General features: G+C 36.9%; 16 protein-coding genes. 9 read left to right on the top strand and 7 right to left on the bottom strand.

Annotation, left to right across the window (positions count from 1 at the left end; all coding sequences use genetic code 11):
- Positions 1–24 precede the first annotated feature (24 nt).
- The 4 genes from fni to mvk form a co-directional block, all read right to left on the bottom strand.
- Positions 25–1,077, bottom strand: coding sequence for a type 2 isopentenyl-diphosphate Delta-isomerase (gene fni, locus VXN63_RS08645; RefSeq protein WP_327757639.1), 1,053 nt, complete (start codon positions 1,075–1,077; stop codon positions 25–27).
- A 99-nt stretch (positions 1,078–1,176) separates the two neighbouring features.
- The gene (locus VXN63_RS08640) at positions 1,177–2,253 is read right to left on the bottom strand and encodes a phosphomevalonate kinase (RefSeq protein ID WP_327757638.1); all 1,077 of its coding nucleotides are present in this window, start codon (positions 2,251–2,253) and stop codon (positions 1,177–1,179) included.
- A gap of 84 nt (positions 2,254–2,337) precedes the next feature.
- On the bottom strand, positions 2,338–3,309 hold the full coding sequence (gene mvaD, locus VXN63_RS08635; protein WP_327757637.1) for a diphosphomevalonate decarboxylase: 972 nt from the start codon (positions 3,307–3,309) through the stop codon (positions 2,338–2,340).
- The gene (gene mvk / locus VXN63_RS08630; RefSeq protein ID WP_327757636.1) at positions 3,302–4,255 is read right to left on the bottom strand and encodes a mevalonate kinase; all 954 of its coding nucleotides are present in this window, start codon (positions 4,253–4,255) and stop codon (positions 3,302–3,304) included. Before mvk ends, mvaD begins: the two co-directional genes overlap by 8 nt.
- 289 nt (positions 4,256–4,544) lie before the next feature.
- Here mvk and coaA point away from each other — a divergent pair, with 289 nt between their 5' ends.
- The gene (coaA, locus tag VXN63_RS08625; protein WP_327757635.1) at positions 4,545–5,468 is read left to right on the top strand and encodes a type I pantothenate kinase; all 924 of its coding nucleotides are present in this window, start codon (positions 4,545–4,547) and stop codon (positions 5,466–5,468) included.
- A gap of 350 nt (positions 5,469–5,818) precedes the next feature.
- Here the strand turns inward: coaA and VXN63_RS08620 are convergent, their stop codons facing one another.
- Positions 5,819–7,558, bottom strand: a complete 1,740-nt coding sequence (locus VXN63_RS08620; RefSeq protein ID WP_327757634.1) for a retron Ec67 family RNA-directed DNA polymerase/endonuclease — start codon at positions 7,556–7,558, stop codon at positions 5,819–5,821.
- 640 nt (positions 7,559–8,198) lie between these two features.
- Here VXN63_RS08620 and VXN63_RS08615 point away from each other — a divergent pair.
- Genes VXN63_RS08615 through VXN63_RS08605 form a run of 3 tightly spaced genes read left to right on the top strand, consistent with a single transcriptional unit; the run spans position 8,199 to position 12,054 of the window.
- Entirely contained in the window at positions 8,199–9,371 is a 1,173-nt protein-coding gene (locus VXN63_RS08615) for an ABC-three component system protein (protein WP_327757633.1), read from the top strand.
- Positions 9,368–9,877, top strand: coding sequence for a three component ABC system middle component (locus VXN63_RS08610; RefSeq protein WP_327757632.1), 510 nt, complete (start codon positions 9,368–9,370; stop codon positions 9,875–9,877). The genes VXN63_RS08615 and VXN63_RS08610 overlap by 4 nt, the downstream gene beginning before the upstream one ends.
- The gene (locus tag VXN63_RS08605; protein WP_327757631.1) at positions 9,874–12,054 is read left to right on the top strand and encodes a DUF3732 domain-containing protein; all 2,181 of its coding nucleotides are present in this window, start codon (positions 9,874–9,876) and stop codon (positions 12,052–12,054) included. Before VXN63_RS08610 ends, VXN63_RS08605 begins: the two co-directional genes overlap by 4 nt.
- A gap of 260 nt (positions 12,055–12,314) precedes the next feature.
- Here the strand turns inward: VXN63_RS08605 and VXN63_RS08600 are convergent, their stop codons facing one another.
- Positions 12,315–13,019 carry a GntR family transcriptional regulator gene (locus VXN63_RS08600; protein ID WP_327757630.1) on the bottom strand — a complete coding sequence of 235 codons (705 nt, stop codon included), beginning with the start codon at positions 13,017–13,019 and terminating at the stop codon, positions 12,315–12,317.
- Between the two features lie 202 nt (positions 13,020–13,221).
- Here VXN63_RS08600 and VXN63_RS08595 point away from each other — a divergent pair, with 202 nt between their 5' ends.
- The 3 genes from VXN63_RS08595 to VXN63_RS08585 all read left to right on the top strand — a co-directional run bounded on the left by VXN63_RS08595 (position 13,222) and on the right by VXN63_RS08585 (position 17,575).
- Positions 13,222–15,138 (top strand): beta-glucoside-specific PTS transporter subunit IIABC, encoded by a 1,917-nt coding sequence (locus VXN63_RS08595; protein ID WP_327757629.1) that lies wholly within the window; start codon positions 13,222–13,224, stop codon positions 15,136–15,138.
- A gap of 13 nt (positions 15,139–15,151) precedes the next feature.
- Positions 15,152–16,594: a 6-phospho-beta-glucosidase gene (locus VXN63_RS08590; protein ID WP_327757628.1), complete on the top strand. Its 1,443-nt coding sequence runs from the start codon at positions 15,152–15,154 to the stop codon at positions 16,592–16,594.
- A 180-nt stretch (positions 16,595–16,774) separates the two neighbouring features.
- On the top strand, positions 16,775–17,575 hold the full coding sequence (locus VXN63_RS08585) for an SDR family NAD(P)-dependent oxidoreductase (protein WP_327757626.1): 801 nt from the start codon (positions 16,775–16,777) through the stop codon (positions 17,573–17,575).
- A gap of 112 nt (positions 17,576–17,687) precedes the next feature.
- On the opposite strand, the gene VXN63_RS08580 is transcribed toward VXN63_RS08585, so the two are convergent.
- Positions 17,688–18,059, bottom strand: coding sequence for a DUF3021 family protein (locus tag VXN63_RS08580; RefSeq protein WP_327757625.1), 372 nt, complete (start codon positions 18,057–18,059; stop codon positions 17,688–17,690).
- Positions 18,060–18,250: 191 nt separating this feature from the next.
- Between VXN63_RS08580 and VXN63_RS08575 the strand changes: the two genes are divergently transcribed.
- Together VXN63_RS08575 and VXN63_RS08570 are read left to right on the top strand one after the other, a co-directional pair.
- A complete protein-coding gene (locus tag VXN63_RS08575; RefSeq protein WP_327757623.1) occupies positions 18,251–19,585 on the top strand; it encodes an FAD-dependent oxidoreductase in 1,335 nt (444 codons plus the stop codon).
- The gene (locus VXN63_RS08570) at positions 19,575–21,044 is read left to right on the top strand and encodes a helix-turn-helix domain-containing protein (RefSeq protein WP_327757769.1); all 1,470 of its coding nucleotides are present in this window, start codon (positions 19,575–19,577) and stop codon (positions 21,042–21,044) included. The genes VXN63_RS08575 and VXN63_RS08570 overlap by 11 nt, the downstream gene beginning before the upstream one ends.
- Positions 21,045–22,231: the final 1,187 nt, after the last annotated feature.

Raw genomic sequence — 22,231 nt, 5'->3', positions numbered from 1 at the left:
AGATAGTAAAAAATACGTTTCTCGTTAGTGACGAGAAGCGTATTTTTGTATAGAGATATTTCGAGCAGCACACCAGTCAGCTGCTTGACCTGATAAAATCAAATCCGTTTTAGTTAAATCAGCAATACTTTTCTTACCTAGAAGTGTCATGATACTCGCGATTTCTGATTTCCAAGCATGAACGGTTTCGATTGTCTGATCTACATCTTCAAGAGCCATATGCATGAATTGGCTGGATAAACCAGTTAAGGAAGCACCTATAGATAAAGCTTTAACCATTTCCATAGGACGACGAATACCGCCTGAAGCGATGATATGAGCCGATTGAACGACCTCCTGAGCTTCTAGCAAGGATTCCACAGTCGTTTGTCCCCAAGATTCTAAGTCATCGAGTTTTTGTTCTGGTCTTCTGTAGTTCTCGATTTGAGCAAAGTTTGTTCCACCTCGACCACTGATATCAATCAATTGCACCCCAACGGATTCAAGCAATTGAACAGTCTCACGACTCATACCGAAGCCGACTTCTTTAGCGATGACCGGTACGCCAAGGCCTTGAACGATTTCTTGAATATTTTCAATCCAGCCGGAAAATTCCCGGTCGCCTTCTGGCATAACGATTTCTTGAGGAGCGTTGATATGAATCTGTATTGCGTCCGCTTGAAGTAAGTCAACGACTTTCTTTGCGTTTTCCAAACCGTGTCCTGCACCTAAGTTGGCAAAGACAAGACCATTTGGATTTGTTTCTCTGACAATTTTAAAAGTGCCTTCTTGTTCGGGGTCTTTTAGTGCTGCGCTAACAGAGCCCGTTGCAATCGCGAGACCAGTTTCTCTCGCAATCGTTGCTAATTTCTCGTTTACTTTTCCTGTCCAGCGACTTCCGCCAGACATGGCATTGATAAAGAAGGGAACATTAAAAGTCAGTCCATTTAGTTGAACAGACATATCCACATCTTTTACGTCCATCTGTGGAAAAGAATGATGAACAAATCGGACATCGTCAAAAGATGATTGTCCGTGATCATAAAATTTTTCAGAAAGAGATACGTGCTCATTTTTTCGGTTATTTTGTTTTGGCATAGTGTTGTCTCCAGTATGTCAGTTTTAGAAGAATCCTGTATAGATAGATTCTTTTTTAAGTTCATTAAATGATTATAGCAAACAATGATGTGTAATGGACTACGAACGAGCATAAACCTTTAAAGGAAGTAAGGTGATGTCGTGTGTCTGCCATCTCGAAACCAAGTCGTTTAAACTCGAAGAACGGTCAAACAAGGCAATGCCGCAGTCACCACCACCAGCACCGGAAGTTTTCGCGGCACCATGAAAGGCTTCTGCGTCTTCACATAATTGTTCGAGTGTTTCCGTTTCAATAGAGACGCCTGTATTTTCACTCATTTCTTTCAAAATCAGACGATTCTTACGGATTTCAGTTTGAATGTCCGCTAATGAACCCTTTCTAAAGGCTTGAATCATATTCTCTACACAAGCTTTACTTCTATTTAAAAAATCTTGATAGTTTTGTTCTTTGGCTTCTCGGTTCTCTTTCACTTGATCAACTAGATCAGTCGTAGAAGCAGGGGAACCAGTCCATCCAATCAGTAGCTTCAGTTCTGAAGGAGGGGTCAGTTTTTCAACCATAAAAGCGGGCCAATCGAGTTCAACAATGGATTTGATGCTGTGTGTGTTCAAACGATCCTTAACCCATTTACGGTCAAAACTACTATAAGCTAGCCATCCAGTGTAAGTTGCCGCCGCAATATCTCCAAACGATCCATTACTTTTCACGGATAGATGTGCTAGAACAGATAATTTGAACACCAGCTCATCAGTTTCAGTGAGCCCATAATATTTTAATAGCGCTCGTACAGTAGCAACGGTAACAGCCGCGCTAGAACCAAGGCCATATTTCAATCCGTTTGCACTATCTAATTCACTATCCACAACCAGATGAAAAATGGATAACTCTTGTCCACATTCTTTTACATAACGTTCTGTGTAGTCGATCGCTGCGAGCAGGTAGTGAAATGGGTTTTCTCTTTCATCAATCATCAGTTTCCCGTTTTCTCGTGTCCATTGAAGGGGAATACTAGAATAATGAGATGAGTGAATCGTTCCAACTGTTTCTGATTGACTGACTTTAACAGTTAGAAACTGGTCGACCGCGACAAGAATAGCGGGATGTCCAGGTTCAACAACAGCGTACTCGCCAGCTATATATAATTTTCCAGGAGCCGAGGCTTCTACTTGATTCATTCAATTCGTTCCTTTTTTAGGATCTGTTCCGATCGAATCAGTATCCCTTGGATTTTTAGTGATATGTAAGTAGAAAACAATAACTTAGTTTTCTAGAAGATGAATTGCAGGTCCAGGTTTTGCAGAAATAATCTGTTCTTCATCAAAATATTCAGCCAATTTCAGTTTAATTTCTGCCATTTGAGATTGTCGACAGATCACTTTTACATTCGGGCCAGCGTCCATAGTAAAGTAGGCTGTGAATCCTTGCTTTCTTAGTGTACGTACAGCATCCATGGCAACCATACTGTCAGCTGTCCAGTAAGTGAAAGGTGGGTTCGCACCTAGTGTAGTCGCATGCATTTTCAAAGCGTTGCGTTCTGCGATGGCGCCTACTTTTTCAATATCTTGTTCTTCTATAGCTTCTTTCATATCTGATAAGTCCTGATCGAGTGTTGCTAGCCAGCCGTCATAGAAAGGGGAGGTTTCAACGGTTCGGCGCATACCGTCTCTACTAGAAACGTCTTTTTGAGCCTGTTTTACGATAATAAACAACATGCCGATATCCCAGTTCGCATCATCAACTGGAGAAGCAAAAGAATCTTCATCTGTTGTGCCTTTTTCCCATTCAACGAATCCACCGAAAACACTTCTAGAAGCAGATCCTGAGCCGCGTCTTGCTAGACGCGATAAATCTTTAGGAGATAAATTCAAGCTTGCAGCCTCATTCGCTGCACCAGCTAGTGCTGCAAGTCCCGATGCAGAAGAAGCGAGACCCGCCGCTGTTGGAACATAGTTGATACTTTCAACGTGAGCACGATCCGTAATCCCCGCTTTTTCTCTAATTAAATCGAGAACCGTCACGACTTTGTTCAATACGCCTGACGCTTGTTTCTCGCCATCCAAAATCAGTTCGTCCTTTTTTAATGAAGGATCAAAAGTCACTTTAGTATCTGTATAGAAAGCATCTAACGTTAAAGAAAGGGAATTGTTCTTTGGAATAATTAAAGCTTCATTTTCTTTTCCCCAATATTTGATTAGTGCAATATTTGTATGTGCGCGAACCCATTTACTCATTTGTATCTGCTCCTAGTGAATGGATCCAAGTTTCTACGGCTCCATTTTTCATTAATTCATTTGCGATATGTTTTGCTTGGTCAAAGGTTTTGGCTAAAGCGATCATACAACCACCGCGGCCACTTCCTGTGAGTTTAGCGCCGAGCGCACCTTGTTCCAAAGCCACTTGAACCAGTTTGTCCAGCTTTTCGTTACTGACGGTCAAGTCGGAAAGGTGGTGGTGTGCTTTAGATAAAATTTTGCCTAGATCCGTGATATTATCTTGCTCGATGGCTTCTTTTGCTTGATAGGTCAGTTTTCCAAGCGAACTAAGCAAGTGTTTGGTTTTTCTTCTAGATTTCTTTAACAAATCGGCAACGTCTTGAACGGCCTCTCTGGTTTGACCTTTCAAACCGGTATCTGCCGCAATGAGGTAGCCTGTTAAATGAAGATCAAATCGTTCAGGAAGTTTGGACTTCATATAAAACAGCGGCTGATTGCCACTAGTGACACGTGCATCCAGCCCACTAGGATTTCCGTGAGCGATTTTCTCTGAGATACCAATGTAATGAAGCAGAAGATCATATTCTAATGGTTGTTCAAAAAAGTTGAACAAGGCTCGAACAAGCGCTGAAGCCACAGCCGCACTAGATCCCATACCGCGTTCAGCAGGGATTAGACTGGAAATGGTAATCTGCATACCTGATGGCTCATAACCAAGGTCCTCGCAAATGGCTTCAATCGTTTTGGTTAAATTGTTTAGTGAGGCAGGCGCATTCATAATAGACCCCTCATAGTAATTCGAGCGGATCTGGCTATGTCCTTGAATGGCTTCGATGGTGACTTCAACATGAGCCGCCGGGAAAGGGAGCGCAATCGCAGGGTTATTATACACTACGGAATGCTCTCCAATTAATATGATCTTTCCGTGAGCCGTTCCAATGGCCTGATCGGAGAGAGTTTTCATCCTGTCAACTCCTCGTTGATACTGTTATCTATAAACTTGCGTTACTCTGTGATTCCTGTACTACAATCGTACTATACTTGACTGTTAGACTCCACTATATCGTATCAATATTAATTTAAAAATACATAAAGAACCCCTTTATAATCAAAGAATTCTATTTTACATGAAAATTTTCCAGGATAAAAGAGAGTGGTCTACTAAAGCGTTTAGAATTTAGATAGTCAAAATCTGTTTATTTTGGTAAACTTGAACACGACTAGAAACTAAGAGAAGCGGAGGTTTATACCGCATGCAAGAATCCGATACATTTTATATTATTGATAGAGATGAATGGAAAGAACTCAATGAACATACTAGATTGACCCTAACCGATGAGGAACTAGAATCATTGAGGTCACTGAATGACCGGATTTCAATGAAAGACGTTAAAGAAATCTACGTGCCTATTTTGCAGATACTGCATACACATATCAAGCACTATGATGAACGTCAACGCGAAATGAAAACGCTATTGAACCAACCTGCTAGAAAAGATCCTTACATTATAGGGATTGCTGGAAGCGTGGCTGTTGGGAAAAGTACCTTGGCGAGACTTCTTCAGATGATGATGGACCGAGCGTACCCAAATCGAAAAGTAGATCTGATTACGACAGACGGATTTCTTTATCCAAATGAAGTTCTGAAAGAAAAGAATAGTCTGAACCGTAAAGGATTCCCTGAAAGCTACGATATGCAGCGTTTGATTCGTTTTATGGGAGACGTGAAAAGTGGTCACCGAAACATTGAAGTACCCGTGTATTCACATAAATTCTACGACATTATTCCTGACAAATATGCCGTCATTGATCAGCCAGATATTCTAATCGTGGAAGGGATCAATGTCTTACAACTACCGGCAAATGAAAAAATCTTTGTCAGCGACTTTTTTGATTTCAGTTTCTATGTAGATGCTGAACCGGAACGAATCGAAAAATGGTATCTAGAACGCTTCGGGTTACTGCTGGATACTGCCTTTCAAGATCCGACAAACTATTACTATGAACTCGCGACTGGAAATAGAGAAAAAGCTTTTGATACGGCGCGTAAAGTTTGGAAGGCAATCAATCTTACAAACTTAGAAGAATATATTCTTCCAACAAGGTTTAGAGCGGATATGATCGTCCATAAAACAACAGATCATTTTATCGATCAGTTGTTGTTGAAAAAACATTAGGTGGCTATAAATATATTTCAATATGAAAAATTAATTTAATTATCAGTTCTTTTGATGGTTAGTCTTGCAGCTTTAATGTGCCATAAAATTGTCAAGATAGATAAAGAGCTTATCACTAATATCTTTTACTGATATTAGCGATAAGCTCTTGTAATAAACTTTTTAATACTACATCGAGAATGATAGTCTTTGATAAATACTTCGTAAAGTAATATTTAAGCTTTAAAAAAATATAGCAGAATGATGTGCTAGAAAAGTTAATTAAATTAAAGTATGCAATAATGTAATTAAACTAATTTAAAATGAAATTTATAAGACTGAAAATAATAATTTCTCAATATTTAAAATATTTATACGGAATTTTGGTAGTCATCAATTATCGCACTCAAATTATTTAAAATGATTTTAAAATTATCTAAGTTTATCTGATTATAATTATCTAAAATATATTTAGAAAATATTTCCTTACCATAGTTCATTTTACTATCTCCGTTTTTAGAAAAAATTTTGCCGTCAATTTTATGACATAAAGTTTTTTCGTCGAATAAGTCTTCTAACTCATTTTCCTTGTTATAGTGCATTAATTGATTTGTTAACAAGTACAAATTATTTTCAATTCTTAAAGACAACTTATCTTTAATTAGTTCTTTATTAAGTTGCGTAGATTTTCCAACATGATTAATAAAGCTTTTTAGAGGTTTACTTTTTTTCCCATTTGGAATTTCGTTGTCAAAAATAAATATAATTGGATTTTTCGACATAGAAGGGTTAATAGAATTGAAGTATTTTAAATAATTAGGATAAATCTTATTATCTTTATCGCAGAAAAAATTGTATAAATTTTTCATGGCATCAGCACCATCTAATGAAAAGTTGAAAAAGTATCTCAAACGCTTACTTCTTCGCAAAAACGTTATTTTAAAAATATATTCGGAATCTACTTTTTCTACGAGATTAGGGTAGTCGGCATGAAACTTTTTCAAAGCAGCTTTTAAGTAGCGAATGTCTGTTTTTCCCTCGGTCACAATAGCCGGTTTTTCGTTAGCGAAGAAATATTTACAAAATAAAAACTGTTGATATTGTTTTTCTCTAGCATTCAAAGATAGTAAATTATTATACTGATTGTTATCTCTTTTTCTAATGGACAAGAGATCTTTTTTGTATTCAATAGAATTATTATATCTATCTAATTGATTAATAAATGCAAAACGGCCTTCTAGTTGGTTGATACTGCCCTGTTCGCCATGAACAAAAAATTGTCCGTGTTTATAAAAACTGTGAGCCATCGCTCTGGTATTTTTGTAGTATTCTTTGGGAACGTTTAATTTTTTGTTAACGACTAACCCTGTTACTTCTTGGCGTGAAGTATTAAATTGAAACCTAGTCTTTTTTTCATTCATTGAAAAACCAGCTCGTTTAATTTCTTTTTCTAATTCTAATAAAAAATTCTCTCTTTGATTATAAAATGGTTTGTCATTTGTTGAAAATGTTAAGTCATCTGCATATCTTGTATAGTCTAGCTTATATTTTTTTGAAAGTTTTAAGATTCTAAAATCTAATATTTTACATATTAAATTAGTAATTATTGGAGAACTAGGAGAACCTTGAGGTAAAGTGCCTTGGTAGCACGTTAACTGTGCAATAATTAATGCTACTTCTTCCGGGACTTTAAATTCTCTATTCTTCTCAAAGAAGCCTTTAACTCTGCCGAAATGGAAACTATTAAAAAAGTCTTCTAAGTCTACATTTAAAACATACTTTTTATTTCTATGTATTTTAGCATTGGTTATAATGCTTTGTTCTTTTTGAAAAGCATGAGATATATTAGGTTTTACTTCATTGACTTTCCAGATTTCTTTTTGGGCCGTCCAAAGTAGAGCAGCTAATTTTTTTTGAATATATTTTAATTCCTCATTTGGTGCGTTTATCACTCGTACACCACCACTTTTCTTTTCTATTTCAAAAGTATGGTAGGAATTTTCGGTACCCTTCTTTTCTTTATTGTATAATAAGTAAGTCATTTGTTGCTTAGAGATACCTAAAAGTCTAAAGAAATCATTTCGATCTTGAATACTAGAGAAAAAACTCATAATATCACTTCCTAAAAAAAATTGCGTGTGGCAACTCCTTAGGCTCAATCTGCTTATAAAAGCGTCAGCGTATCAGTTGCGTAAAGCTATAAGCCCTAGCAATGTTATCAAAACTTGCGAAACACAAGTGGAAAATCTAGCCACACGCAAGAAAATTATAGCACAAAAGTAGAAGGGAAGTCTTTCTATAAATTAACTTAAAAGCTTATCGTACGTTTTAAAAATTTTTAGAATTTTAAATTAAAGGAGTAGATTCTAATCAAAAAGGGCAATAGAATTAAATAAAAGAAAAATTATTTTAATTAATAAATGGTTTAGAAGACTTTTGAACACATTATATTTTCTTAAATATATATTTTAACAGTAACTAATTGAATTGAAGATATAGAAATTAAGGTAACCTAATTCGTAATTAAAAACAGTATTAATCTAAACGATTTATAGGAAATAACTTATCATTAGATAAAGTATGATAAAATTGTTTTATGTATACGCTATAGTAAATTAATAAACTATCTAAAATCGATCATATAATAACTATAAATTTCTTCATATTAAAATATATAAGGTAACAAATTATTACTAGAAAACACTTTAAATTGAACTAATTTAATAAATTCTTATTTAGGAGAGTGAAAGAATGGCTGCGGATCATTCAGCACTAGGAAATGCGTTGGGATACTTGTATCAATTCGATCGTGCGACATATAATCTTTTTCAATCAAAAATTGATGTTATTGCTGTTGGAATTGAAGATTTAGATGATGTTAGTATTCACAAAAATAATCAAAATAAAGTTTTCGAACAAGACAAATCGACTATCAATTCAGGCTCTCCTTTAGCGGACAGAAGTACTTCTCTTTGGAAAACGTTACATATCTGGTCTGAAATGATATTATTAGAACCTGAAATTTTAGAAAAAGCAGAATTTCACTTAGTTACGAGCGGTCAAGTTAGTGATAAGAGTTTAGTAAAGCGTATAAATGATAGTAGAGAAGAAAAAACTGCAGATAAGATTATTGATGATATTGAGTATATGAGTAAAACGTTGAGGACAGAATTAATTCCTTATTGGAAAACTATAGAAAAATTAAATAGACGAGCTTTAACTGATATGATAATGAAAATATCTGTTTTTGATAAAGTATGTCCAGAATTTGGGGGAGATATTGAAAAAATACAAATATTTAGAGCATTCGATAGAAATGCGAAGATTGCTCTATTTGATCAAATGAATGGATGGGTCAAAAGAAAGATAATTGAAGCGGCAACCTCTAACCAACCATCTAGAATATTGAGAGAAGAGTTTGATAAAGAACTAAAAGGACAAGTTAAAAGGATTAATGTTGCTCGTTTGTCTGCACTAGTAGCACCTTACGAGCAACAAGTTGATACCAGTAATTATGAATCTCATGGATTTGTAAAACAACTTGACTGGATAAATTTAGATGAAAATACGATAAGAGAAGCGATTATTGATTATAATCATGCCCACGAAACTAGACTAAGTTGGACAGACGATGGTGTAGTATCTGAAACAACACTATCTATTTATCAAAGAGATCTTGAAAAGACTTGGAAAATTGCTATGAAAAGAGCTTGTAGAATGAACTTAGAAACAGATGAGCTTACCGGTTTAGAGTGTTTAGATTTGACACTGGAAAAGGATAGCTTTATACATAATGAAATCATGCCCAAATCTATAACGAGTGGTAATTTTCATGCATTAGCACATTTTACGGCAAAGGAAGAACCACTTATCGGGTGGCATCCAAACTACAAAATATTGTTGAAAGGATTATTAGAGCAATGAGAGAAAAGATGGTAATGGAGTATGAAATAATGCAAAATACAGCTTTAGGAGCAAATGCATTATATGCATTTGCCAATGGGTTTTACTCAGAAACAAAAGATGTTGATAAGTCAATAACATTATGGCATTTAATTTGTGTTTTACCCCTTGTGTATCAAAAGAAAAGTAGAAAGATAATTATTAAAAGGAGAGTGTCTTCTGGGTTACGTTCGATTTTAGATAAAGATACTCAGAGCTCTTTAGCACAAAATGAAGTTGTTTTCAATATTAACGGTCGTATAAAAAACATGAAGCACAGAACGTTCCGTTCTTTAAACATGGCAATTGCTTGTAAAATATTAAAAATCGAACAAGGATATATTTACACGTTACCTTATAATATTCCTCAGAAAACTTCAGGAGAAACTAAAGAAATTCTTGATGCAGCTAGCAAGTTAGGGAAGTGGGCCGGAAATTTATCTGATTTTGAGTACTTAACTATACTAGGAGTGGAGCCGTTACAATGAAATTTTCTATATTAAAGTTAATAATATGGTCAAAAAAGCCAGAAAAAGAACCTAGAGAAATAGTATTTCAGGAAGGTGTTATCAATTACATAACAGGATCTAGCGGTAGTGGGAAATCAGCTCTAATTGAGATAATAGATTACTGTTTAGGTTCAAATGGGTGTTCCATACCGAAAATAGGTCCAATTAGAAAGAATTCATCATGGTACGGTATCTTATTTAAAACCGTAGAAGGAGAAAAACTGTTTATAAGGAAAGATCCTCTTGATAAAGATTCTACTAGTGACTATTACATCGAAGAAGGCAAAAAAATAAATATACCTAAAAATCCTGTAAAAAACTCTAATCGCAATATTGCAAAAGGGATTTTAGAAAGACTTGCCCAGATTCCTAAGACGAATTCAGATTTTAACGATACAGGCAATGGTTATAAAGGGAGAGCTTCTATTTCTGATATGACGGCCTTTATGTTTCAGCCTCAAAGAATAGTTGCTAATAACGAAACTATGTTTTTTGAAGCAGACAAAGAGGAACATGCTAGAAAACTAAAAGAAATATTTCCGCTTGTATTGGGGGTTGTGAATGCAGAAACTTTAATAAAGCAACATAGGCTCAAAGAAGTTAGAAGAATGATTACACATAAAAAACGTCAACTTGAAGATTTAAAAAATAATATAGAAAATTATTCGGGAGATTTAAAAGGTAGGTATGTTTTAGCCAATCAGTATGGGCTTGTTTCGGAAATTAATATTGAAAACACTGATTCAATAGTTCTATTAGAAAGACTTAAGGATGTAATAGTAACTTGGAAAGAAAGTAGAAATTGGGTAATTGATGGAAATGATATCAATACTGATCGACTCTCGTATTTAAAAAAAGAAGAAAATATACTTCAAACTGACATAGCAACATTACGTATTAAACTTATTCAAATTAAAGATTTATCGTCAGCTAAAAATTCGTCGGAGAAAAATTCATTGAGAAAAAAAGATCGTCTGTCTTCGACATCTTGGTTAATCAATGATTTAAATTCTCACCATACTTGTCCTTTATGTGGAAGTGAATCTAAATTACACAATCATGAATTGGATAAATTAGTAGAAACATCTAGAAATTTAGAAGCGCAGTGGAAAGCTCTAACGTTGGTTCAACCAATGTTAGATAGAGAAGAAATAGATTTAAAAAAAGGAATATCTTCTAAAGAAATGAAGCTGAAACAGATCAAGGCTGAGCGAAAATATATACAAGATGAAACTCAAGAAATTATAATTAACAAAGAGCAGCAAGCTATGTTTATTGGTCAACTTTCTGAATTTATTAAAGCACACGCGACTCCAGATTCTGAAAGCCTCTTGGCTGGTGAGATTGTATCGCTAGAGGATGAAGAAAGAGAGTTACTAAAGTATGTAGAATTTGAGGTATTAACTGAAAAAAAAGAAACGGCTTTATTTAAATTCTCGAGAATCGCAGGTCATTATGGAAGTCTGTTAGATTTGGAAACAGGAAATGACTTAATTCAACTAGATACTAACAAATTAACTATTAGGGTTATAGATGAAAATGGGCGAGCTGCCTGGCTTCGCGAAATTGGTAGTGGAGCTAATTGGTTAGGTTATCATATGGCGACTTTATTAGCCTTGCATGAGATGTTTATTAATCAAAAGATACCTTATGTACCTAGTCTCTTAGTAGTTGATCAGCCGAGTCAAACGCACTTTCCAGACAGTACTGAACCTGATTCGAAGGATGAAGAACTTAAAGCAGTAAAAAAAGTATTTAAAGCTCTATCTTCTGCTATTGAGAGAACTAACGGAAATCTTCAAGTAATAGTAAGTGAACATGCCGGAAAAGATATTACGGATGACCTAACCAAAGTAAATATTATTGAAAGATGGCGCTACGGAAGAAAGTTAATACCTTGGCATTGGAACGACGAAATTCCTCAAAGGATTTTAGCAGATCAGAATAATGCGCAATTTGCAGCAGAAGATTTAATAAATATTATTCAATCTACTCTTTCTGAGTATGAGGTATATCAAGAAGGAGAAATAACAATAGAAAGCGCTATTTTCATAAAAGAAGGTATTTTCTTTGAAGCTAAAATTTTCAATGCAAATAAAGGGGAATATTTCTCTGGTACTATTGATTTTAACTTAAAAGTTGAAATTGCTTTATAAATATATAGTAAAACAAAAAATCTTATCAAAGATAAGAAATACAGCAATAAAATTATAGTACTAATTTACTTGTTTTTTGAGTAAGAGATATATCTTAGTTTTAATTATTTTTACTTGTAAAAGTAATCTTTTTAAGGGCTATTAATATTTTTTATGTAACAGCATTACAATAGATTAGTTAAAAGCACAAACCCATATAAGAAGTGGTTTGTGCTTTTTTTTAAGAATACTACTTTACATATATTTACGTAGTAAAAAAATTATAATTTATTCCCTTGCATATAGAACTGTGCTTCTTCGTAATGATATTTGATTAAAGAATAATCAAAAGGATGTCCATTATTCAAGTAATAAATTGATTCAATATCAATAGAAGGGTCTTGAGGTTTTAAATTGAGATAACCGGCTTGTTCTTCGTTTAATTTTCCAATACGCATAAAAAAATCAGAAAAATTGATATCAATTTTCAAGTCGTTTCTCAAATAGCTAAAGACAGAATTTTGAACGATGTCTTCATTCAAGTAAGGAACATAAGACTTATTATAGTAAGATTCTTCAATACATAGTGGACGAGATTCAATTTGACGAACTCTTTTAAGGTAGTAGACAGTTTCGTGCTCTTTTAATTTAAGTATTTCTACAATATTTTCATCGGGTTCGATTTCCTTTAGTTCAATCACGTCGGAAGTTAAGTTGAATTCCTTCAGTATCCCTTGAAACCCATGGACATCTGTTAAATTTACAAACCCTTTTCTATGTCGACCACGCACGTAAGTACCACTGCCTCTTACTTGATAGACAATACCATGAGATTCAAGCATTTCAACAGCTTTGATAATCGTATTTTTACTGACTTGGTATTCTTCGGCTAAATCATTCAATGTAGGGAGCTTATCTCCTTGAGATAAGTTATTTTGTTGAATGAACTGATTCATTTGCTGAGCAACCGCTTGGTATTTATTCACCGCGTAATCTCCTTTTCCTGAGTTATTCGTTGTTTTCTAGTATACCACAATTTTATTATATGGGTATTGACAAATTGTATGGGTATAATTATACTTGTAAAAGTAACGACCGAAAGTATACCCATACAATTTTATATTTTGTAAGCGCACTATTTTATTAGGTCGAATAAACAGTTAAGCTTTTAGGAGGAGAAGACAGGTTATGAAGGAGAACAAGAACCGTGAGCTAGCAGCGAATATACTAGAAGAAATTGGTGGAGAGAACAACGTATCCAATTCAACACATTGTGCTACAAGACTTCGTTTAGTATTGAACGATGAAAGCGAAGAAATGGTCAATCGTGTTAAGAATATTGCTGGTGTTATCGATGTCGTCCGCAAGGGTGGACAATTCCAAATCGTAATTGGAAATAACGTCGATAAAGTCTACGAAGAGTTTACAGATTTGTCAGGTACAGCTGAAGGTAACAACAATAATGAAAACCCGAACAAAGAAAAAGAGACGATTATTAATCGTATTATCGCAACAATGTCTGCAGTATTTGCGCCATTTGTCTACATCCTAGCAGGCGCAGGGATGATTCAAGGATCATTGATTATTTTATCAAGCATCTGGCCATCCATTGTCGATTCTGGAACTTACCAAGTATTCGATGCCATGTCGTGGGCGCCTTTCACATTCTTACCGATCTTCATTGCCATTACAGCATCTAAACATTTTAAAACAAATACTTATATCGCTGTTTTCGCTAATGCTGCTTTAGTAGCTCCTGGTTTTACAGCTCTAGCTGAACGAGCTGGCGCAGGTGAAGCAATTAACTTTATTGGCATGCCGCTCAGTGAAACCGTTTATACGTCAACGGTTATCCCAGCTATTTTACTGGTTTGGTTATTGTCTTATCTGGAACGCTGGATTGAAAAGATACTTCCAGACGTTGTCACTCGTTTGTTTACACCACTATTAGCAGTCATCATAGCTGTACCGTTAACAATCATGGTTATTGGTCCAGTTTCTACAGCCGGTGCAAATGCCGTTGCTGCAGGGTATACTTGGTTATCGCAAACATTCCCACCTCTAGCAGGTATTTTAGTCGGTGGATTTTGGCAATTCTTTGTATTGCTAGGTGTTCACTGGGGGATTACACCAGTCGTCTTGGCGAACCACGCTCAATATGGAATGGATTCATTCCAGGCTTATCAAACCATCGCCGTTGTAGCACAAGTTGGTGCAGCACTAGCCGTCTTTATTAAAGCGAAAAAACAAGAAGTACGTAGTGTCAGTCTTTCTGCAACCATTACAGGTATCTTCGGAATTACAGAACCAGCAATCTATGGCGTAAACTTACGCTTCAAAAAACCGTTCTTTATAGGGATTATATCTGGTGCAGTTGGTGCCTTGGTAGCCAGTTTCTTCGATGTTTACTCATTCGTTTATACTGGACTACCAAGTATGATCACAATCATGAACAACTATAGTCCAGAAAATCCTGGGTCTTTCTGGGGTGTTTTAATTGGGATTATTATTGCTTTGGTTTTACCAGTAATCTTAGTTCAGATCTTTGGTTACGGAGATGACGAAGTTGCTCAAACAGAAACAGGAAAACATTCAGATGCAGCTAAAGAAATCAAAGACGACTCTGCTCCAGTTGTAGCAGATCCTGAAAGTGGAACAATCATGAATGTTTATCCACCAATTAAAGGGACACTCGTACAATTATCAGATGTTCCAGACCCGGTATTTGCTTCTGGCGCAATGGGACAAGGAATTGCGATCGAACCGATGGATCAAAAAGTTTATGCACCATTTGATGGAGAAGTTAAAATGATTGCGAAGACAAAACATGCAATCGGTCTAACCTCAACAGATGGCGTAGAAGTTCTGATTCACATTGGATTAGAAACCGTTGAACTTGAAGGTGCACCTTACACGGTTCACGTTGAAACTGGACAAAAAGTTTCTCATGGCGATTTACTGATGGAATTTGATATGAAAGCTATTGAAGAATCTGGTCGTTCGACCGTAACACCCGTTATCGTAACAAACACAGACAACTTCGAAGAAGTGTCTGTTGCTCAAACAGCTGAAACAGAAGATAGCATTATAAAAGTTAAAAAATAGGAGGAAACAGAAAATGAATACTTTTCCAAAAGATTTTCTATGGGGCGGCGCATTAGCAGCTCACCAATTCGAAGGTGGATGGGATCAAGATGGTAAAGGACCAAGTGTCATTGACGTCGTAACGGTTGGTGGACCAAAGAAAGCACGTCGTATTACGGATACCATTGATCCAGAAGAATTTTATCCCAATCACGAAGCAATTGATTTCTACAACCGCTACAAAGAAGATGTACAATTATTTGCTGAGATGGGCTTGAAAGCTTTACGTACGTCTATTGCGTGGTCTCGTATTTTCCCTAAAGGGGACGAAATGGAACCAAACGAAGCAGGATTGAAGTTCTATGATGATTTATTCGACGAATTGTTGGCAAATGGTATTGAGCCAGTGATTACACTAACGCACTTTGAAATGCCTCTACACCTTGCTCGCGAATATGGTGGATTCCGTAATCGTGAAGTGGTTGACCACTTTGTACGCTTTGCAGAAACAGTACTAGAAAGATACAAAGATAAAGTGACTTACTGGATGACATTTAACGAGATCAACAATCAAATGGACTACAACAATGACTTATTCTTGTGGACGAATTCTGGACTTGTGGCTAAAGAAGGGGAGAACCGTAAAGAATTAATGTACACTGCGGGTCACCACGAATTAATCGCCAGTGCTCTAGCGGTTTCAAAAGGAAAAGAAATCAATCCTAATTTCCAAATTGGTGCCATGGTTTCTCACGTACCGGTTTATCCACTGACAGCTAATCCAGCTGATGTGATGCTGGCAGAAGAATATATGCGCTTGCGTTATTTCTTCCCAGATGTACACGTTAGAGGAGAATACCCTAGCTATACACTAAAAGAATTTGAGCGTGAGGGATTGAATATTCCGATCCTTGAAGGCGATAAAGAGATTCTAGAAAATGGTAAAGTGGATTATCTAGGCTTCAGTTACTACATGTCAACGGCTGTAGATAGCACGAAGGATACTTCTAACTTAGGTGAGTCTGCCGTTCACGGATCTCTTGCACACGACATCGAAAATCCTTATATCAAATCCAGTGACTGGGGATGGGGAATTGATCCAGTTGGTTTGCGTTACACGTTGAACCGTCTATGGGACAGATATCAAATTCCATTATTCATTGTAGAAAATGGATTTGGCGCAGTAGATACAATTGAAGAAGATGGCAGCATCCATGATGATGAACGTATTTCTTACATGCGTGAGCACATCAAAGAAATGGAAAAAGCCGTAAACTATGATGGTGTTGAATTGATGGGGTATACACCTTGGGGCGTTATCGACATCGTTTCATTCACTACCGGTGAAATGAAGAAGCGTTACGGCATGATCCACGTAGACCGTGACAACGAAGGTAAGGGAACAATGGAACGTAGCAAGAAAGATTCATTTAAATGGTTCAAGCAAGTCATTGAATCGAATGGTGCAGAACTATAATTCAATAGTCATAGACTAAAGTAATAAATAGAAGACCATGAAACCCTCTTATTTGGATGGTTTCATGGTCTTTGCTTTCGATTTATAACCTAACCCATTCAACAAACATAATATTAGAAAATCATTTCTTTATATGTCACAATTCAATTAACAAGAACATATACTTTTAGGAGGAAAACTATGTCTATTTTTTCATCTGATGTATTTAAAGGGCAACATGCTTTAGTTACAGGAGCAACTGGAGGAATCGGTTGTGAGACAGCGAAGGTATTAGCTGCTATGGGTGCTAACGTTACGATTACGGGTAGAAAAGAACAAGTTTTGAGCGAGTTAAAAAAAGAAATCGAAAACGAGTCGCCGAATGCGGAGGTTCTAATGTTTGTTGCTGACTTAACAGATGCAATTGACAGAGAGAAATTGGTTCTAATCGCAGAAGAAACCTTTGGAACTGTTTCTTTACTGGTTAATTCAGCGGGGATGACTGGTGGAGGAATTTTAGAAGACTTAACTCAAGAAGAATTAGAGCGCGTGATGCACTTAAATCACACAGTGCCGATTCTCTTGACGCAAAGAATTTATAAAAATATGAAAAAAGACAAAAAAGGGTCTATCGTCAATGTCTCTTCTCTTTCAGGCGTTAGAGGAACCTATGGAGGAACGGCGTACACTGGATCTAAGTTTGCACTGAATGCATTCACTCAATCCTTTGCACTAGAAGCCATTGAACACAACGTTCGAGTTAACGGTGTCTGCCCAGGATATGTCGATACGGAAATGGGAAGAAATGGTATTCGTTCTAAAGGCGAGCAAGAAGGTCGCAGTTTTGAAGAACAACTCAAGATTGAAAGTGAAAAATTACCGACTGGACGCATTACCAACGCAGATGAAGTTGCCAACACGATTGCATATCTACTATCTGATGCTGCAGAAAACATTATCGGGGAAAATATCAACCTTTCAGGCGGATCGGTGATGCGTTAATCTAAAAATTGAAATAGCGTTATTAAAATGGCAGAAGTACATTCTGCTCTTTTTCGCATACCTTCAATTTACTTTCAAAAATAATTTGGTATTAAATCAAGTCTCAAAAAGACTAATCAGAAAGTAATTTGGTTCTCACAAAATAGGCGATGGACCAAAGTAATGCCCCGATAACGATGAAAACACCAAGAACTAAGATCATATCTTTAATGCCATTAACTGGAAACCAACCACTTAATAAAAGACAGGGAAAAACGGTCAATAACATAAATATAAAATGGACAACGGACTGCTTCTGGATACTCCAACTTTCTATATCATAAATAACGGAGGCAGCAGCGACAGCGGTAATGATTATACCTGTAATAAAAGTAGAGTTCACTTGGAAGCTGTCTAACTCTTGTGCACGCATAATCAAGGATATACCGGTCATAATTACGAAGGGGATAAACCCTCTGATAAGTGCATTTTTTAGTAGTTTCATAAGTTGAGCTCCCTTATACTTTTTATAAAAGTCTGATAATAAGCTTAGCTTAGAACTTTGTAGATGATTAATCAACAGAATCGGTTACAAAATAAGTATGATTGATTAAAAGAGCAAGGTTTATAAGTGGAAACAATTGTCGTTCAAGCTATGGTATACTAATCAAAAATCGATCAACTAGGAGTAATGGAATGAAAGTAGTTATTATAGGTGCGTCTTTTGCAGGAGTAGCTGCTGCTTTAGAAGTGCGAAAAAAACACCCTCATGCAGAAATTATCTTGCTGGAAAAACAATCTACTTTAGGATACATTCCAAACGGTCTGCATTTATACTGGGAACAGAAAATCGAGCATCTAGATGAAGCACGATTTATCACAAAAGAACAATTAGAAACTCAAAAAGTCCAGTGCCATTTAGGTGCGACGGTTCAAAAAATCAACACGACTCAAAAAATCCTTCACTATGATTATTCAGAACAAGAAGAACTAATCTCGTACGACAAACTGATTATCGCAACAGGTTCAAGACAACTGTCTGAGAAAATTGACGGTAGTGCGCATGAAAGTGTGCTGAAATATAAACGTTACGGAGAAGCACAAGCGGCTCTTGTTAAAGTAGAAGAGAGCCAGCACGTAACGATCATCGGTGGTGGACAGGTTGGTGTAGAGGCTGCTGATCTACTAAACAAAAAACAAAAACAAGTCACCCTGATTGAGAGTATGGATTATGTTTTATTTAAATATCTAGATGAAGAAATGATTCAACCAATCGAACAGAAAATGATTGAAGAAGGTATCGATTTAAAACTGAGACAAACTGTTTCTTCTATAGAAACAAACGAGGAGCAGAAAGTAACGGTTCACCTTGGAGAGGATTCTGTTACCAGCGATGCGGTTATTATGGGCGTGAACGTTAGACCCAATTTACACTTTCTAGATACACAGGTTGAACTGCATATGGATCAGACCATTGCGGTTGACCGTTACCTTAAAACCTCTGTTAAAGATGTTTTTGCAGTGGGAGACTGCATCCAGCTTTCTGGGCCAGGAGAAGACATGGTCTACATTCCACTGATCAACAATGCTGTCCGAACCGGTATCGTAGCAGCAGCCAATTTAATGGAGCCAACAGTCACCTTCAATGGATCCTTAAGGACAATCGGCACGTCTATCTTTGGTCACTATATTGCCAGTACTGGCATGACCGAAGCTGAAAGTTTGTTTACGAACCAGAAAGTCAAAACGCGCCGACAAACCGTACGCTTAAACAGCCTACCAAATTCAGAGACTGTTACGCTGAAATGGGTCTACGATGCGGACACCGAAGTGATTTTAGGCGCACAAATGATTTCAACAGCGAATATTCTAGAAAAAATCAATACACTGGCCCTAGCGATTCAAACAAAACAGACGCTAGAAGACTTACAACAAAAAGATTATTTTTTCCATCCTGCTTATTCTCCAATGGTTTCAACAACGAATTTGGTTTCTTGGATGGAAGAAAGGATTGACGAAGATGAAAGTTGAACACTTCCTTGAAAAGAATGAAGTCAGAGAAATCACGATTTTCAAGCAGCTTGTTTTGAATAACGGCATTCTGTCGTATGGTAAGATGCTGGATCACTTAGCCGTTTCAAAAGCGTCTCTTGAAAATGATCTGGAATCCATCACATCACGTATCGAAGTTTTCAACGATCAAGTTCAAGTCGATTATGACGGTCAAGAGATCAAGCTGACCATGAGTGATCACATTTCATTGCAGCACATTTACCGCATCTATCTGGACCAGTCGATTAAAATGGAAATCATCAATTATTTGTTCAAGCACCAAGAGTTTTCAATCACCCAGTTAACGCAACAACTAGCCATCAGCGATTCGTCTTTGTTCCGCAAAATAAAGGAACTGAACACGCACTTAAAAGAGTTCGGACTCAAGATTCGCAACGGTCAATTACAAGGAGAAGAACTGCAGATCCGCTATTTTTATTTTCAGTTCTACTATTATATAGAAGATAAATCAGCCTTAATCCATTTGCGCTCCGATCAGCAAATCACTCAGGCCGTACAATCCGTAGAAAATTTCCTGCAAGTCAACATCGTTCCTGAGAACCGTCAGCGCTTGAATATCTGGCTGATCATCAGTAAATCTCGGATTACCAACAAAAATAAAAACTACAAACAATTGCGCAAGCAGATGCACCCCTACTTGAAAGACCCCTTGTACCATAAAATACATGTCATGGTCTTGCGCTATTACAGTCGGTATTCAATAGAGGTGGATGAAGAAGAGGCGATGCTTCACTTCGCTTTCTTACTCGCTTTTCCTATTCTGACGGAACATGATTTTCATGAGTATACGCTAATTCGTGATCGGCATGCCCCAATCGCTTCACTAGACACTTATATAGTAGAAACGATTATCATTCATTTCAAGTTTCGTAAACTTCCTTACATGCTGGAACGAGATATGTATTATCATTTAACCCATATTCATACAAGACTGTACTTTTTCCAAGGAGATATCGAAATCTATGAGTATGAAGAAATGCTGGCGAGAGAAAAACAAGTCGTTGGAAAGAATCTTGTGCCATTAGCTCGAACCTTACTCACGACCAGTACAGATAAATTTATGAGCACAGAAGTGGGCGACAATAGTCTACTCAAGATGGAATTACTCAAGTACATTAGCTTACTGACGCTGATTTCATTCAAGATGGCGACAGTGATACAAATCGGTATCGATTTAAAAATGGATGGACTTTACAAAGATACACTCAGTCAATTACTGATTCTTAAAATGCGTCCCATTAATGGAATTCAAATTGAAGTGTATCAACCTAGTAAATCATATGATCTGATCCTAACAAATGAAAAACCAGATGAAGAACATCAATACCAAGAAGCTCGCGTCTATATTCTCTCGGAAATACTGTCTTCCTTTGATATGGCAAACATCCAGAGAATCATTCAAGAACTCAATGCCTAGAACAAGCACAGTGTCTAACCTGTGGCTTGTTCTTTTTTTAGGAAACAAAAGGAAGATGTAAAGTTTTTCCTATGAGGTTTTAGAAAAGGGAGATTAAGCAAGGGCTCAATCCCTCTCACAGTACTTTACTAAGTGGAGAGGGACTAACTGAACGTTTCATTCCCTCTCGCAGAAGTTTACCAAGTGGAGAGGGACTAACTGAGCGTTTTAGTCCCTCACACAGAACTTTACCAAGTGGAGAGGGACTAACTAAGCGTTTCATTCCCTCTCACAGTACTTTACTAAGCGGAGAGGGACTAACTGAGCGTTTCATTCCCTCTCGCAGAAGTTTACCAGGTGGAGAGGGACTAACTGAACGTTTCATTCCCTCTCGCAGAAGTTTACCAAGTGGAGAGGGACTAACTGAGCGTTTTAGTCCCTCACACAGAACTTTACCAAGTGGAGAGGGACTAACTAAGCGTTTCATTCCCTCTCACAGTACTTTACTAAGCGGAGAGGGACTAACTGAGCGTTTCATTCCCTCTCGCAGAAGTTTACCAGGTGGAGAGGGACTAACTGAACGTTTCATTCCCTCTCGCAGAAGTTTACCAAGTGGAGAGGGACTAACTGAGCGTTTTAGTCCCTCACACAGAACTTTACCAAGTGGAGAGGGACTAACTAAGCGTTTCATTCCCTCTCACAGTACTTTACTAAGCGGAGAGGGACTAACTGAGCGTTTCATTCCCTCTCGCAGAAGTTTACCAGGTGGAGAGGGACTAACTGAACGTTTCATTCCCTCTCGCAGAAGTTTACCAAGTGGAGAGGGACTAACTGAGCGTTTTAGTCCCTCACACAGAACTTTACCAAGTGGAGAGGGACTAACTAAGCGTTTCATTCCCTCTCTCAGTACTTTACTAAGCGGAGAGGGACTAACTGACCGTTTCATTCCCTCTCGCAGAAGTTTACCAGGTGGAGAGGGACTAACTGAGCGTTTCAGTCCCTCTCGCAGAAGTTTACCAAGCTGAGAGGGACTAATTAAGTATTTCAATCCCTCACACAGAACTTTACTAAGCGGAGAGAAACTAACGAACCATTTTATCTCTCCTGTTATTTTTCTGGTACCCTTTTCAATGAAAGCACGTCACTAAAAGGAAAACGGTATCTTTGCTGGTGCTAAAGCATTGCTATAATCACAAAATACTTCCGAA

Source organism: Marinilactibacillus sp. XAAS-LB27 (assembly GCF_036039175.1).
GTDB lineage: Bacteria > Bacillota > Bacilli > Lactobacillales > Carnobacteriaceae_A > Marinilactibacillus.
The sequence above is the reverse complement of the archived record's forward strand: the minus strand, read 5'-3'. Positions and strand labels throughout refer to the sequence as shown.